Raw genomic sequence first — 15354 nt, forward strand, 5'->3', positions numbered from 1 at the left:
AGATGGTGATGCCGGGGGACAATGTGAGTGTGACGGCGGAGTTGATCAGCCCGATCGCGATGGATCAGGGGTTGCGGTTTGCGGTGCGCGAGGGCGGCAAGACTGTCGGCTCCGGCGTCGTCACCGAAATCCTGGCGTAACGGCTGGTAGCTGTCCGCTAACAGCTGAGGAGTATTGGAATGCGAGAAATTATCGACCTGGCGTGTACCGTATGCAAGCAGAGGAACTATTCGACGACCAAGAACAAGAAGAATGACCCGGACCGTTTGGAGAAGAATAAGTTCTGTAAATTCTGCCGGAAACAGACACCGCACAAGGAAGTAAAGTAAGTGCTGAAGTGCTGAGTTGAGGTGCAGGCAGTTCAATCACTCAAGACTCGCACTTGGTGCTCAGAACTGGGCATAGGGGCATGGTGTTAATGGCAGCACATCGGTCTCCAAAACCGAGAGTCTGGGTTCAAATCCTAGTGCCCCTGCCATTCCGCAGATAGTTGATGGGAAAGGCCTGGGGCTCGGAGTTCGATGATCGCACGGTTCAATGTAGGGAGAGATCAATGATCAGGAAGATGATCGAATCGGTTCGAGAGTTTTTCGTCGACGTTCGGGGGGAACTCAAGAAAGTGTCGTTCCCCACCCGCGCCGAGACGATTGGCTCAACGACGGTGGTGATCGTTTTTTGCGTCATTGTGTCCCTCTACCTATCGGTAATCGATTCGTTTCTTGTATGGCTTGTCGGCAAACTCCTGTGAGGAGCCGACGTAACAGAGAGCATATGCTGGGGCGTCAACAAGCTGGGATGCAAAGGTAGGTAAATGGCGAAGAGCTGGTACGTCATCCACACCTATGCCGGGTTCGAGGGGCGCGTCAAAACAAGCTTACTGGAGCGGGCGAACCAGATGGGGATGACGGAGAAACTCGGTCAGGTGTTGGTGCCGACCGAGGATGTCATCGAGATTAAAGACGGCAAACGGCGCACTTCTCGGAGAAAGTTTTTCCCCGGATACGTCTTGGTGGAGTTGGAATCACCGCTGGCCGATGACACGTTACAGATGATCAAGGAAACGCCGAAGGTTACCGGTTTTGTCGGCGGCGGGGCTCAGCCGACACCATTATCACAGGAAGAAGTAGAGTCGTTGCTGAAACAAGTTGACGCCGGTGCGGCTGGGCCGCGCGAACAGGTCAAGTTCATCAAGATGGATAACGTGCGCATCATCGATGGGCCGTTCTTGGGATTTAATGGTCTCGTTGACGAGGTAGATCAAGATCACAATCGTCTGAAAGTGATGGTCAGCATCTTCGGACGATCAACGCCGGTCGAGTTAGGATTTTTGCAAGTGGAGAGGATTTAAACAGCAGACAGCTGTCGGCCATCAGCTCTCAGCTCATGCTGAAGGCCAAAAGCTGAATGCTCATGAGGGAATCATGGCAAAGGAAGTATCCGCGCAGATTAAATTGCAGATACCGGCGGGAAAAGCCAATCCGGCACCCCCCGTCGGGCCGTCGCTGGGGCAGCACGGCGTCAACATTATGGAGTTCTGCAAACAGTTCAATGCCAAGACTCAGAAGGAAGGTGACAGCATCATCCCGGTCATTATTACGGTGTACAAGGATCGGAGCTTCACGTTTGTCCTCAAGACACCACCTGCGTCCGATCTGTTAAAGAAGGCTGCTGGGATTATCAAGGGGTCTGGCGTCCCCCAGAAGGATAAGGTGGGGAAAATAACCAAGACTCAGTTGCGTGAGATCGCGCAAAAGAAGATGGCAGACTTGAATGCCGCTGACCTTGAGGGTGCGATCAAGATCATCGAAGGAACGGCCCGGAGTATGGGGGTCGTGGTCCAAGGTTGAGAGCACAGGGCCGGGACCCCTTCATTGCTTGCGCAACGCGAGGCCTCAGAAGGCCCTCGACGGGACAGGGCAAGTCTCGGCGAGCCTGGGGTTGGGCGGGTGATAACGAATGCGCGCAGTCGAAGGGCGCCGACCCAATATGGAGCTAGGGGGGAGGAGAACTAATGGGGAAGAAAATGCGAGCGGCGGCGGACAAAATTCAGCTGCGCCTGTATGCGCTCCGTGAAGCTGTCGACGCAGTGAAGGGAGCGGCCTATGCAAAATTTGACGAGTCTGTCGATTTAGCCATTCGGTTAGGCATCGACCCCAAACGATCTGACCAGATGGTGCGGGGGACGACGTCCTTGCCCCATGGAACGGGGAAAAAGCTTCGGGTGCTCGTCTTCGCCAAAGGTGAGAAAGAGCAAGAGGCGAGGCAGGCGGGAGCAGATTTCGTCGGGGCGGACGACCTGATGGAGAAGATCAAGGGCGGGTGGATGGACTTCGATTGCGCGATCTCCACACCAGACCTGATGGCGTCGGTCGGTAAGCTGGGGAAGGTGTTGGGACCGCGAGGGTTGATGCCGAATCCCAAAACTGGAACCGTCACGTTTGAAGTCGGCAAAGCCGTGGCGGAAATCCGGAAAGGCCGCGTCGAGTATAAAGTGGAAAAGGCCGGCATCGTCCAAGTCCCTGTCGGAAAGGTGTCGTTTAAGGCCGACCAGTTAGTTGACAACGCCTCTGCAGTGCTCGAGGCAGTCATTAAAGCGAAGCCGGCCTCCTGCAAAGGGCGCTATCTGAAGAGCGTGACGATCTCCAGCACGATAGGCCCTGGCGTGAAGCTCGATGCTATGGCATTGACGAAACAGTGGAGTTAGTCGCGGTCTGACCGTTGTAAGGAGAAAGGGTTAGGTTATGAAGAAGGAAGAGAAATCGACCGCGGTCGCGGAGTTGACCGAAAAATTCGGCCGCGCTCGGCTCGCCATTCTCACGGAATGTGCCGGGCTCCCTGTCAATCAGATTACGGAATTGCGGAAGCAATTGCGCGGGGCAAAAGCCGAATACAGGGTGGTGAAGAACACGCTGGCAGCCCGTGCCGCCGAAGGGACTACCCTTTCAGGTGTGAAAGGGTACCTGAAAGGACCGACGGGAATGGTGATCGGCTATGACGATCCTGTGCTGCCGACAAAGGTGCTCAGGGACTTCATACTGGCAGAGAAGCGGGTAGAGAAAATCAAGATTACTATCGGTGTCTTGGAAGGGAAGGTGTTGCAGCCGGCCGAGCTTACCGCGGTCGCGAAGTTGCCGAAGAAGGAAGTGCTGATCGCGATGCTGCTGTCGGCGATGCAGGGGCCGGCACGTGGGCTGGTCTATACCTTGAGTGCAGTCTTATCGAAATTTGTCAGAGTCATTGCGGCCATTCAGGATAAAAAGAAAGGGGAGGGGGACATGTCAGCAACAGCGTCTAAATTATCACAGGAAGAACTCATCAAGGCTATCGAGAGCATGAGCGTGCTCGAATTGGCTGAACTCGTGAAGGGACTGGAGAATAAATTCGGCGTAACGGCCGCTGCTCCGGTCGCCGTTGCCGCGGCGCCGGCTGCCGGTGGGGCCGCAGCCGCTGCAGCCGCCGAAGAGAAGACGGCGTTCGACGTCATTCTTGCATCGGCTCCGGCGGACAAGAAGATTCAGGTCATCAAGGTGGTTCGCGAATTGACCAGCCTGGGATTGAAGGAAGCGAAGGATTTGGTGGAAGGCGCGCCCAAACCGGTGAAGACGGGCGTGGCGAAGGAAGAAGCCGACACTATGAAGAAGAAGCTCGAAGAGAGCGGCGCGAAGGTCGAGGTTAAGTAGCCTCGACGTAGCAGTAAATCCGGGAGTGCCTGTCTTCTCCAGGCACTCAAGCCCAACCATATGTAGTGGAGGACTACCGAATGTCCGAAACGACTCTACAAGAGTTCGTGGAACGGAAAGACTTTTCTCGCATTCGCACTAGCATCGATATCCCGGATCTGATCGAGATCCAGAAGCGCTCCTACGAAGAGTTCTTACAAATGGAGGTGGAACCGGAGCGCCGCAAAGATTACGGTCTTCAAGCGGCACTGGCGAGTGTCTTTCCGATTCCTGATTACAACAACACGGCGGTGTTGGAATACACCAGTTACACACTGGGGACACCCAAGTACGATGAGCGCGAATGTCTTGAGCAGGGGATGACCTTTGCCGTGCCCCTCAAGCTGCGCGTCCGGCTGGTGGTGTTCGACAAGGAAGACAAGGGGCCGAAGAAAAAAGTGCTCGATGTTCGCGAGCAGGAGGTCTATGTCGGAGAACTGCCGCTGATGACCGAGCGGGGCACGTTTATCGTGAACGGCACGGAACGCGTGGTCGTCAGCCAATTGCACCGTTCGCCCGGCGCATCGTTTACTCACGACAAGGGGCGGACCCACGCGAGCGGTAAGGTGTTGTACTCCGCCCGCATCATCCCCTATCGCGGCTCGTGGCTCGATTTCGAATTCGACGCCCGCGACATTCTCTACGTGCGCATCGATCGCCGTCGAAAAATGCCGGCGACGATCCTCCTGAAAGCGTTCGGATATTCCAGCGACGATCTCTTGAAGATGTACTACCCGGTCGAGGAAATCCGGGTGGTCAAAGGCAAGTTGATGCGGAAGCTGGACCCCGAGATCCATCACGGTCTGCGCTGTTCCACGGAAGTCACGGAGAAGGGTGCGAAAGATCCGCTGGTCCGTGAGGGAGGAAGGCTGACCAAGGGTCTGATCGCGAAATTGAAATCGGCCGGCGTGAAGGAGATTCCCGTGTCGCCGGCTGAGCTGGTCGGTCGCGCCGTCTTGACCGAGCTCGTCGATTCGAAAAAGCACAAGATCGCTGAGAAAAACCAACGACTGACGGCGGAGATCGTCGAAAAAATTGCCGAGAGCGATATCGAAGACTTCAAGGTCATTTACTTGGACACCGCAACGGCGACTCCGGTGATTCTGGATACGTTGGAGATGGAGCGGACTGGTTCGAAGGAAGAGGCGATGGTCGAGATCTATCGCAGGCTTCGTCCGGGCGAAACCCCATCGGTCGAAACGGCCCGGGCGCTGTTCGACAATTTATTTCTCAACTCGAAGCGGTACGACCTGTCTCCTGTCGGGCGTCTGAAGCTGAACAAAAAACTCGAGCTGGACTTGCCGCTGGAACAGCGGACGTTAACAGCACAGGACATCGTCGAAGTCATTCGCTACCTCGTCAACCTGAAAATGGGCAAGGGCGAGATCGACGACATCGACCATTTGGGAAATCGTCGAGTCCGGTCTGTGGGCGAGCTCTTGGAAAACCAGTTCCGCCTCGGCCTGGTCCGTATGGAGCGCAGCATCAAAGAGCGCATGAACCTGCTCGATATGGAAACCGTGCTGCCGCACGACCTCATCAACGCCAAGCCGGTCGTGGCCGCCGTCAAAGAATTTTTCAGCAGCAGTCAGCTGTCGCAGTTCATGGATCAGACGAACCCACTTGCGGAGATCACGCACAAGCGGCGCCTTTCCGCATTGGGGCCTGGCGGGTTGACGCGTGAACGGGCCGGATTCGAAGTACGCGACGTCCATCCGTCGCATTACAGCCGCATCTGTCCCATCGAGACACCGGAAGGTCCGAACATCGGTCTGATCACGTCGCTCGCGACCTACGCACGGATCAACCAATTCGGGTTCATCGAGGCTCCTTATCGAAAGGTCGTCAAGGGAAGGGTCACGGATGAAATCGAGTTTTTGTCCGCAATCGAAGGGGATCGATACATCATCGCCCAGGCGAACTCAAAACTCGACGGGTCCAATCGGCTGGTCTCGGAAACCGTCTCGGCCCGGTCCGGCGGTGATTTCGTGACGGCCACTCCAGACAAGATCGAATACATGGACGTGTCGCCGAAACAGGTGGTCAGCGTGGCGACTGCGTTGGTCCCGTTTTTGGAACACGACGACGCAAACCGGGCTCTGATGGGATCAAATATGCAACGCCAAGCCGTGCCGCTGTTGAAATCGGAAGCCCCGCTGGTCGGCACTGGGATGGAGGCAGTTGTCGCGCGTGATTCCGGCTATGTGGTGCAGGCCAAGCGGACCGGCGTCGTGGAAAGCGTCGATGCGACGCGCATCGTCGTCCGAGCAGACTCCAAGGAAGGTCGGAGAGGGAAAGATTCGGGTTTGGATGTCTATGACCTTATCAAATTCCAGCGATCAAACCAGAACACATGCATCACTCAAACCCCCGTCGTTCGGATCGGTCAGCCAGTCAAGAAGGGCCAAGTGTTGGGTGACGGTCCGGCGATCGATCAAGGTGAGCTGGCCTTGGGCAAGAATGTCCTCGTCGCGTTTATGCCGTGGGGCGGGTACAACTTCGAAGACGCGATTCTGTTAAGCGAGAAACTCGTGCGGGAAGATGCGTTTACCTCGATTCATATCGAAGAGTTCGAGGTCGAAGCGCGCGATACGAAGCTGGGCAAGGAAGACATCACACGAGACATTCCCAACGTGGGAGAAGAGGCGCTCCGCAATCTCGATGAGAGCGGCATCATCCGTATCGGCGCTGAAGTGAAGCCGGGGGATATTCTCGTGGGAAAGGTCACGCCCAAAGGCGAAACGCAGCTGACCCCAGAAGAAAAACTCCTCCGTGCCATCTTTGGCGAGAAGGCCGGAGACGTCAAGGACACGTCGTTGACGGTGCCCCCCGGTGTCGAGGGCATTATCGTCGACGTCAAGATCTTTTCCCGCAAAGGCCTCGACAAGGATGAACGGTCCAAGACCATCGAGAGCGAAGATCAGATGAAGCTGCAGCGCGACCACCATGAGGAGCTGCGGATCATCGACGAGGAAAAAACGAAGAAGATTCGCAAGTTGCTCTTGGGGAAAGTCGTCGGCCGCGATCTGATGGATCCGGAGAGCGGGGATGTCATTCTCAAAAAGAAGGGCAAGCTCACGGCCGAAATCCTCAAGCGGCTTCCGGATGAAACCGTCCGGTACATCATCCTGAGCGATCCAGAAGAACAGAAGGAGCTCGAGGACATCGAGCGGCGTGCGAAGGAGCAGATCGAAATTCTCCAAACGCTCTACGACGAAAAGGTCGGTCGGTTGAAGCGGGGTGATGAGCTGCCGCCAGGCGTCATCAAGCTGGTGAAGGTGTACATCGCCATGAAGCGGAAGATTCAGGTCGGCGACAAGATGGCCGGCCGCCATGGCAATAAGGGAGTGGTTTCGCGTGTGTTGCCCGAAGAGGACATGCCGTATTTGCCGGATGGGACTCCGGTGGAGATCGTGCTGAATCCGCTGGGCGTGCCGTCTCGTATGAACGTCGGTCAGATTCTAGAAACACACCTCGGATGGGCGGCCAAGGCTCTGGGGATCACCGTTGCAAGCCCGGTATTCGACGGGGCTTCTGAGAAAGAGATCAAGGATTTGCTGAAGAGAGGCAAATTGCCCACCAGCGGACAATCGCAGCTCATGGATGGCAGGACCGGTGAACCGTTCGGGAGTCCGGTCACGGTCGGATACATGTATGTGCTGAAATTGCACCACCTGGTCGACGATAAGATTCACGCTCGTTCGATCGGGCCCTATTCTCTCGTGACCCAACAGCCGCTCGGAGGGAAGGCTCAATTCGGCGGGCAGCGACTGGGTGAAATGGAAGTCTGGGCCTTGCAGGCCTATGGAGCTGCCTCCACGCTCCAGGAGTTTTTGACGGTGAAGTCTGATGACGTGCCGGGCCGGTCTCGTATGTACGAAGCGGTGGTGAAGGGCGAACCGTTCTTAGAACCGGGACTGCCCGAGTCATTCAACGTGTTGGTCAAAGAACTTCAAAGCTTGGGGCTTGATGTCGAGTTGGTGAAGTCACAGGAATAAATTGAAATCAACTGACGAGTGACACGCACGGCTTGCATCTTTTGTTGAGCCGGACGATCGGCACTCGAACTGATCACTCCTCTCTAAGCAAGGAGGGATACACCTTGGAAGGCGTCTATACACTGTTTGAAAAGCCGCGGGATTCGGTCTCCTTCGATGCGATGCGCATCCGGATCGCCTCGCCCGAGAAAATTCGATCGTGGTCCTACGGCGAAGTGAAGAAGCCGGAGACGATCAACTACCGGTCATTCAAGCCGGAGAAGGATGGCCTCTTCTGTGCCAAAATTTTTGGGCCGATTAAGGACTGGGAGTGCAACTGCGGCAAGTACAAGCGCATGAAGCACCGCGGCATTGTCTGTGACAAGTGCGGTGTGGAAGTCATTCAATCAAAAGTCCGCCGCGAACGGATGGGCCATATCGAACTGGCCGCGCCAGTCGCGCACATCTGGTTCTTGAAGGGTGTGCCCAGCCGGATTGGCACGCTGCTCGACATGAGCCTGAAGCAGCTGGAGAAGATCCTCTATTTCGAGAGCTACGTCTGTGTGGATCCCGGGACAACTGATTTGGTGGAAAAGGACCTCGTCTCCGAAGAGAAGCTGCGGTCGTTGCAGTCGGAGTACAGCGCCGGCTCCTACAAAGTTGGGATCGGTGCCGATGCCATCCGTGAACTGCTTCGGAAGATCGATATCAACACTCTGTGGGATGAACTGCATGTGAAGGCGAAGGCGTCGGCCTCCGCGGCGCTGAAGAAAAAGTACGCGAAGCGACTGAAAGTCATCGAAGCATTCCGGAAATCTGGGAACAAGCCGGAGTGGATGATCATGGACGTGATTCCCGTGCTTCCTCCGGAGTTGCGCCCATTGGTGCCGTTGGATGGCGGGCGGTTTGCGACCTCGGATCTCAACGATCTCTATCGACGCGTCATCAACCGGAACAATCGCCTCAAGCGGTTGATGGAATTGAAAGCGCCAGGCGTCATTATCCGGAACGAAATGCGGATGTTGCAGGAAGCGGTGGACGCGCTCTTCGACAACGGGCGCCGAGGCCGTGCCATTCGTGGACCTAACAAGCGCCCGCTGAAGTCGCTCAGCGATATGCTCAAGGGCAAACAAGGGCGGTTCCGACAGAACCTGCTCGGGAAGCGCGTAGATTACTCGGGGCGAACCGTGATCGTGGTGGGGCCGGAGTTGCGTCTGCACCAGTGCGGGTTGCCCAAGAAGATGGCGCTCGAACTCTTCAAGCCCTTTATCTTCCATAAATTGGAGGAGCGCGGCGCGGCGACGACGATCAAGAGCGCCAAGCGTCTGGTCGAAAAGGAACGGCCTGAAGTGTGGGATGTACTGGACGAAGTCATTCGCGAGCACCCTGTGCTCTTGAACCGCGCTCCGACATTGCATCGATTGGGAATTCAAGCGTTCGATCCTGTGTTGGTCGAAGGCAAGGCAATCCGGCTCCATCCGCTCGTCTGCGCTGCGTTCAACGCTGACTTCGACGGTGACCAGATGGCGGTGCACGTTCCACTGTCGGTGGAAGCGCAGGTCGAAGCCCGGGTACTAATGATGTCCATCAACAATATTTTGTCTCCCGCGAATGGAAAACCGATCGCGGTGCCGTCGCAAGACATGGTGTTGGGTTGCTACTGGTTGACGAAGGAACGGGTCGGAGCGAAGGGCGAAGGCAAGGTGTTCGGCTCGCCGGAAGAAGTGCGTATTGCCTTTGATGCCCGGGAAGTCGAAGAGCATGCGCGCATTAAAGTGCGCATCGAAGGGGCACTCGTACAGACGACGGTTGGCCGGGTGCTGCTGTCGGAGGTTCTCCCTTCGGGTATGCCGTTCGTCAATGCAAACAAGGTGATGACGAAGAAGGAAGTAACGAGGCTGATCGATACGGTATATCGCCAAACCGGTCATCGGGAGACCGTGACGTTCCTCGACAAGATCAAGGACATCGGCTTCCAATATGCGACGCGCGCCGGTGTGTCGATCTGCATCGACAACATGCACATCCCGACGAAGAAGGAAGATCTGATCGGGAAAGCGCAGCGTGAGGTGAATGAAATCGAACGGCAGTATGCCGAGGGTCTGATCACGAACGGTGAGCGCTACAACAAGGTCATCGACATTTGGGCCCATGTGACCGAACAGGTAGCCAACGAGATGATGAAAGAACTCGGGGCAGGAGGCGACCCGACAAAAGCCGAATCGTTCAACCCGATCTTCATGATGGCCGACTCGGGCGCACGGGGCAGTTCACAGCAGATTCGTCAGTTGGGTGGTATGCGCGGCTTGATGGCCAAGCCGTCCGGGGAAATTATCGAAACGCCGATTACCGCGAACTTCCGCGAAGGATTGACCGTGCTGCAGTACTTCATTTCAACACACGGTGCGCGTAAAGGGTTGGCCGATACGGCGTTGAAGACCGCCAACTCCGGGTACCTCACACGTCGCCTCGTCGACATCGCGCAGGATGTCATCATCAACGAAATCGACTGCGGAACGACGGACGGCATTATCGTGAGCGCGCTCGTCGAGGGCGGTGAGATAATTCAGCCGATCGAAGAGCGCGTGCTTGGTCGCTTGGCAGCCGAGGACATTCGCGATCCGGTGACAGGAGAAATCATCGTGTCCCTCAACGAAGAAATTGACGAGGACCGGACCAAATCGATTGTCGAAGCCGGTGTCGATCGGGTGAAGATTCGCTCGGTGTTGACCTGCCAATCGCGCCGAGGGGTCTGCCAGTCCTGCTATGGACGGGACTTGGCTCGTGGGCGTCTGGTCGAAAAAGGTGAGCCTGTTGGTGTGATTGCGGCGCAGTCGATCGGCGAGCCGGGCACGCAGTTGACGATGCGTACCTTCCATATCGGTGGGACGGCCAGTAAGGTGGTCGAGCAAACCGTTCTCGAAGCCAAGCATGCCGGGCATCTGAAGTTCATGAGCTTTGATGCGAAGAAGAACGCCGATGTACACAACGGCGGTATTGCCGTCAGGAACAAGGAGGGCGAGTGGGTTGTCATGAACCGCAATGCAAAGATCGCGATTGTGGACGACAACGGCCGTGAGCGCGAAAAATATCCGGTCGTGTACGGCGGAAAAATCAAAGTCAAGGACGGTGATCGTGTTGAACTCGGCCAAAGGCTCGTCGAGTGGGATCCTTACTCGCTGACGATCCTGACCGAGGTCGGCGGGAAAGTTGCCTATGGAGACATCGTGGAAGGTGTCACGATGAAAGAAGAGTTCGATGAAGTGACGGGCCTTTCCCGGAAAGTCATCATCGAACATTCGGGTGCCACCCTCCGTCCGCGCGTATCGATCAAGGATGAAGGGGGGAAAACAGCCAAAGTGTCCGGGAGTACAGCGACGGTGGCGCGGTATCTGCTGCCAGTGGGCGCCCACATTTTCGTGGAAAAAGGTGCGACGGTCCACCCGGGAGATGTCTTGGCCAAGATTCCCCGTGAGACGACGAAAACAAAAGATATCACGGGTGGTCTGCCGCGGGTGGCCGAGTTGTTCGAGGCACGGAAGCCGAAAGAACAAGCGGTCATCAGCGAAATCGATGGCGAAGTCTCATACGGAGGCTTCGTCAAAGGTCAGCGAAAGGTGCTCGTCGATAACAAGATGGGAGACGTGAAGGAGTATTTCATTCCAAAGGGCAAACACGTCAATGTTCACGAAGGTGATTGGGTCAGAGCCGGTGAGCCCTTGATGGACGGGTCGGCCAATCCGCATGACATCCTGGATGTGCTCGGACCCAACGAGTTGCAAAAATACCTTGTGGATGAAGTGCAGGACGTGTATCGGCTGCAAGGCGTCTCGATCAACGACAAACACATCGAGATTATCGTTCGCCAGATGTTGCGAAAGGTGCGCATCGAGGAACCCGGAGATACGACGTTCTTGCCCGGCAGCCAGGTCAGCAAGATGGTGTTCGAGGAAGAGAATGATCGTGTGTTAGCCAAAGGCGGTAAGCCGGCGCTCGGTAAGCCGGTTCTTCTTGGCATTACGAAGGCGGCATTGACCACCGACAGTTTCATCTCGGCAGCCTCGTTCCAGGAAACGACGAGAGTGCTGACCGAAGCGGCCATCAACGGACGTGAAGATAATCTGCGAGGCTTGAAAGAAAACGTGATCGTCGGCCGCTTGATTCCCGCCGGCACAGGGTTTGAGGAGTATCGAGATACCTTCGTGATCAGCCCTAAACCGGAGCCTGTTGCAGTTGGCCAAGGTGAGCCGGCCGCGCTGGTTCGGGAGGGTGCCACCGCTTCTTCAACCGAGGGGAGATCATAGGAAGCTTCACGGAGCGCGCGTCGCTTGACACTCAGCAACGCGGTCATTATAATCCGCAGGCTTTGCCCAGAATTGAGTTGTACGACGGTGTGTTGTGCGCAACGCGAGAGTAATTGAATCGTGCCAACAATCAATCAGTTAGTCAGAAAAGGGCGTCAGCTGGCGCATGCGAAAACAAAGAGCCCGGCACTGAAGTGCTGTCCGCAGAAACGCGGGGTATGTCTCCGGGTCTATACCTCGACTCCCAAAAAGCCGAACTCGGCCTTGCGAAAAGTCGCGCGCGTACGGTTGACGAACGGAATGGAAGTGACGACATACATTCCTGGCGTCGGACACAACCTCCAGGAGCACTCCATCGTATTGGTGCGAGGTGGTCGGGTGAAAGACTTGCCGGGTGTCCGCTATCACATCGTCCGCGGTGCGTTGGATGCCGTGGGTGTGACGGACCGAAAGCAGGGTCGTTCAAAGTACGGGGCAAAGCGCCCCAAATAGGCTCAGCGCCGTCGACGAACAGTAGGGAAGCAGAATCGTATGCCACGCAGCAGGTTTTTACATCAGCGGGAACCGCTTCCGGATGTGCGGTATCGTGACAAGCTTGTCGGGAAGTTTTTGAACATCTTGATGGAGCGCGGAAAGAAGAGTACGGCCGAGCGCATTTGCTACGGAGCCTTCGACATGATTCAGGAGAAGACCGGCGGCGATCCGCTCAAAGTTTTTCGGACGGCGATCGATAACGTGAAGCCGATCGTGGAAGTCAAGTCACGTCGGGTGGGTGGTGCATCGTATCAGGTGCCGGTGGAAATTCGCCCCGCTCGTCGCATGTCATTGGCGCTTCGATGGCTGTCTGAGTTTTCACGGACGCGTGGCGGCAAGAGCATGCGTGAAAAACTTGCCGCAGAGCTGCTCGACGCGTCGAACAACACAGGGGCGTCGGTGAAGAAGCGGGAAGACGTGCATCGGATGGCGGAGGCCAATAAGGCGTTCGCGCACTATCGCTGGTAACGTCGTTCTGTGCTGCAGTTGGGCCGTGCTGCGATCCGCAGACGCGGGTGCCCCTGAATCGCAGCGATTGTCCGGCTCATTCTGCAGCACGTGTGTTTTTAAGGGATGAATTGTGGCTAGACAAACATCACTCGATCGCACGCGCAACATCGGCATCATGGCGCACATTGATGCCGGAAAAACCACGACCACCGAACGTGTCCTCTATTATACGGGGATGACGCATAAAATGGGCGAGGTCCACGAGGGCGCGGCGACAATGGATTGGATGGAGCAAGAGCGGGAGCGCGGGATTACGATCACCGCGGCCGCCACGACCTGTTTTTGGAGAGACCATCGCATCAATATTATCGACACGCCCGGGCACGTCGACTTCACGATCGAGGTCGAGCGGTCCCTTCGCGTGCTCGATGGCGCCGTCGCCGTGTTTGATTCCGTACAGGGCGTGGAGCCGCAATCGGAAACCGTGTGGCGGCAAGCCGATAAATATCGAGTCCCTCGTATCGCGTTCATGAACAAGATGGACCGGACCGGCGCCGACTTTTACTTCAGCGTGCAGTCGATCGTGGATCGACTGGGTGCCAATCCTATCCCGATTCAGCTTCCGATCGGACGTGAGGTGGAGTTTCGCGGGTCGATCGATCTGGTCACGATGAAGGGGTTCTTCTACGACGATGAAACACTGGGAGCCAAATACAAGATCGACGAGATTCCTCCGGACATGGTCGGTAAGGCGAAAGAGTATCGGGAGAAAATGCTGGAGGCAGTTGCGGAGTTCGACGACCACGTCATGGAGAAATACCTCAATGGACAATCCTTGAGCGAGGAAGAAGTGCGGCGATGTATTCGAGCCGGGACGATTGCCATGAAGATCACCCCGGTGCTGTGCGGCTCGGCCTTTAAGAATAAAGGTGTGCAGCAGCTCCTTGACGGGGTCATTGATTTTCTGCCGTCGCCGCTGGATATTCCGCCCGTGAAAGGGGTTGACCCGAATTCTGGCAAAGAGGTGGAGCGGAAGCCATCGGATAGCGAGCCTTTTGCCGCGCTGGCTTTCAAAATCATGTCCGATCCATTTGCAGGACAATTGACGTACTTCCGTGTCTATTCAGGCACGCTCAAGACCGGTACACCGGTGCTCAATATCACGAAGGGGACAAAGGATCGCATCGGGCGCTTGTTAAAAATGCACGCGAACAAGCGCGAAGAAATCGATACCGCCTATGCAGGAGACATTGTTGCAGCGGTGGGTTTGAAGGGAGCGACGACCGGGGATACGTTGGCCGATGAAAAACAGCCGGTCCTCCTGGAAATCATGAAGTTCCCGGAGCCAGTCATTGCGATGGCCATTGAGCCGAAGACAAAACAAGACCAGGAAAAGATGGGGTTCGCGTTGCAAAAGCTCGCGCAGGAGGATCCGTCCTTTCGTGTACGGACTGATGAGGAGACAGCGCAGACGATTATCGCGGGGATGGGTGAGTTGCATCTCGAGATCATCGTCGATCGCCTGCTCCGCGAGTTTAAGGTTGAGGCCAATGTCGGGAAACCGGAGGTTGCCTTCAGGGAGACCATTCGCCGCAAGGCCGAATCAGAATCTAAGTACATTAAGCAGACCGGCGGCCGCGGACAGTATGGCCATGTCGTGTTGACGGTGGAGCCGTCGGATCCAGGCAAAGGTTTGGAGTTCGTGAACAAGGTAGTCGGCGGGGCGGTTCCCAAGGAATATATTCCGGCTGTTGAAAAAGGGGTGAAGGAGCGAATGGAGACCGGGGTCATTGCCGGTTATCCACTTCGGGATATCCGCGTCACGCTCATCGATGGGTCCTACCATGAAGTGGACTCCAACGAAATGGCGTTTAAGATTGCCGCCTCCATGGGCTTTGCTGACGCCTGTAAGAAAGCCGATCCGGTCTTGCTCGAGCCGATCATGAAAGTCGAGGTCCTGGTGCCTCAGGAATTCATGGGAGACGTCATCGGGAATTTGAACGGTCGCCGGGGGAAAGTGCAGGGCATGAAAGTTCGCGCCGGCGCGCAGGCGATCGATGCCGCGGTGCCTCTGAGCGAGATGTTTGGGTATGCGACGGATTTGCGGTCTCGCACGCAGGGACGCGCGACGTACAGTATGGAATTCGATCGCTACGAGCCGGTTCCGAAGAATATCGCAGAAGCGATCATCAAGAAATAGTGGTGTCGTGAATTAGGGGGAGGGAGTTGGTATGGCGAAGGCGAAATTTGAGCGGCGGAAGCCGCACGTGAACATCGGGACAATCGGGCACGTGGACCACGGCAAGACGACCTTGACGGCAGCCTTGACCAAGGTCTGCGCGGACAAGGGGCTGGCGAAGTTCGTGAGCT

At 56.4% G+C, this 15354-nt stretch carries 13 protein-coding genes, 1 tRNA gene and 1 pseudogene; all 15 read left to right on the top strand.

Features of this window, described 5'->3' with window-relative positions; translation table 11 throughout:
* Positions 1-140, top strand: a 140-nt coding sequence (gene tuf / locus VEI50_01785) for an elongation factor Tu (protein ID HXX73842.1), incomplete at its 5' end; no start/stop codon positions are given.
* A gap of 39 nt (positions 141-179) precedes the next feature.
* The gene (gene rpmG, locus VEI50_01790; GenBank protein HXX73843.1) at positions 180-329 is read left to right on the top strand and encodes a 50S ribosomal protein L33; all 150 of its coding nucleotides are present in this window, start codon (positions 180-182) and stop codon (positions 327-329) included.
* Between the two features lie 74 nt (positions 330-403).
* Positions 404-478: transfer RNA gene (locus tag VEI50_01795), tRNA-Trp, on the top strand.
* 75 nt (positions 479-553) lie between these two features.
* Positions 554-748, top strand: a complete 195-nt coding sequence (secE, locus tag VEI50_01800) for a preprotein translocase subunit SecE (protein ID HXX73844.1) — start codon at positions 554-556, stop codon at positions 746-748.
* A gap of 63 nt (positions 749-811) precedes the next feature.
* Positions 812-1348 carry a transcription termination/antitermination protein NusG gene (gene nusG / locus VEI50_01805; protein HXX73845.1) on the top strand — a complete coding sequence of 179 codons (537 nt, stop codon included), beginning with the start codon at positions 812-814 and terminating at the stop codon, positions 1346-1348.
* Positions 1349-1421: 73 nt separating this feature from the next.
* Positions 1422-1847 carry a 50S ribosomal protein L11 gene (gene rplK, locus VEI50_01810; GenBank protein ID HXX73846.1) on the top strand — a complete coding sequence of 142 codons (426 nt, stop codon included), beginning with the start codon at positions 1422-1424 and terminating at the stop codon, positions 1845-1847.
* A 164-nt stretch (positions 1848-2011) separates the two neighbouring features.
* Complete coding sequence (rplA, locus tag VEI50_01815) at positions 2012-2704, top strand: 50S ribosomal protein L1 (protein ID HXX73847.1); 693 nt, start codon at positions 2012-2014, stop codon at positions 2702-2704.
* 37 nt (positions 2705-2741) lie between these two features.
* A pseudogene (rplJ, locus tag VEI50_01820) lies at positions 2742-3248 on the top strand (50S ribosomal protein L10).
* Positions 3249-3275: 27 nt separating this feature from the next.
* A complete protein-coding gene (gene rplL, locus VEI50_01825; protein ID HXX73848.1) occupies positions 3276-3680 on the top strand; it encodes a 50S ribosomal protein L7/L12 in 405 nt (134 codons plus the stop codon).
* A gap of 80 nt (positions 3681-3760) precedes the next feature.
* The gene (gene rpoB / locus VEI50_01830; GenBank protein ID HXX73849.1) at positions 3761-7717 is read left to right on the top strand and encodes a DNA-directed RNA polymerase subunit beta; all 3957 of its coding nucleotides are present in this window, start codon (positions 3761-3763) and stop codon (positions 7715-7717) included.
* A 161-nt stretch (positions 7718-7878) separates the two neighbouring features.
* Positions 7879-12000, top strand: a complete 4122-nt coding sequence (rpoC, locus tag VEI50_01835; protein ID HXX73850.1) for a DNA-directed RNA polymerase subunit beta' — start codon at positions 7879-7881, stop codon at positions 11998-12000.
* A 120-nt stretch (positions 12001-12120) separates the two neighbouring features.
* Positions 12121-12492 carry a 30S ribosomal protein S12 gene (gene rpsL / locus VEI50_01840; GenBank protein HXX73851.1) on the top strand — a complete coding sequence of 124 codons (372 nt, stop codon included), beginning with the start codon at positions 12121-12123 and terminating at the stop codon, positions 12490-12492.
* A 39-nt stretch (positions 12493-12531) separates the two neighbouring features.
* A complete protein-coding gene (gene rpsG / locus VEI50_01845; protein HXX73852.1) occupies positions 12532-13002 on the top strand; it encodes a 30S ribosomal protein S7 in 471 nt (156 codons plus the stop codon).
* 112 nt (positions 13003-13114) lie between these two features.
* Complete coding sequence (fusA, locus tag VEI50_01850) at positions 13115-15184, top strand: elongation factor G (protein HXX73853.1); 2070 nt, start codon at positions 13115-13117, stop codon at positions 15182-15184.
* Positions 15185-15215: 31 nt separating this feature from the next.
* Positions 15216-15354: GTP-binding protein (locus VEI50_01855; GenBank protein HXX73854.1), on the top strand; the 139-nt coding region annotated here is incomplete at its 3' end.

Source organism: Nitrospiraceae bacterium (assembly GCA_035623075.1).
In the GTDB taxonomy this organism is placed as follows: Bacteria; Nitrospirota; Nitrospiria; order Nitrospirales; family Nitrospiraceae; genus DASPUC01.

Coding starts and splice junctions, on each gene's coding strand:
- rplK (HXX73846.1), top strand. CDS start 1,422: ATGGCAAAGGAAGTATCCGCGCAGATTAAATTGCAGATACCGGCGGGA.
- rpoB (HXX73849.1), top strand. CDS start 3,761: ATGTCCGAAACGACTCTACAAGAGTTCGTGGAACGGAAAGACTTTTCT.
- secE (HXX73844.1), top strand. CDS start 554: ATGATCAGGAAGATGATCGAATCGGTTCGAGAGTTTTTCGTCGACGTT.
- rpoC (HXX73850.1), top strand. CDS start 7,879: ATGCGCATCCGGATCGCCTCGCCCGAGAAAATTCGATCGTGGTCCTAC.
- nusG (HXX73845.1), top strand. CDS start 812: ATGGCGAAGAGCTGGTACGTCATCCACACCTATGCCGGGTTCGAGGGG.
- rpsG (HXX73852.1), top strand. CDS start 12,532: ATGCCACGCAGCAGGTTTTTACATCAGCGGGAACCGCTTCCGGATGTG.
- rplA (HXX73847.1), top strand. CDS start 2,012: ATGGGGAAGAAAATGCGAGCGGCGGCGGACAAAATTCAGCTGCGCCTG.
- rplL (HXX73848.1), top strand. CDS start 3,276: ATGTCAGCAACAGCGTCTAAATTATCACAGGAAGAACTCATCAAGGCT.
- rpmG (HXX73843.1), top strand. CDS start 180: ATGCGAGAAATTATCGACCTGGCGTGTACCGTATGCAAGCAGAGGAAC.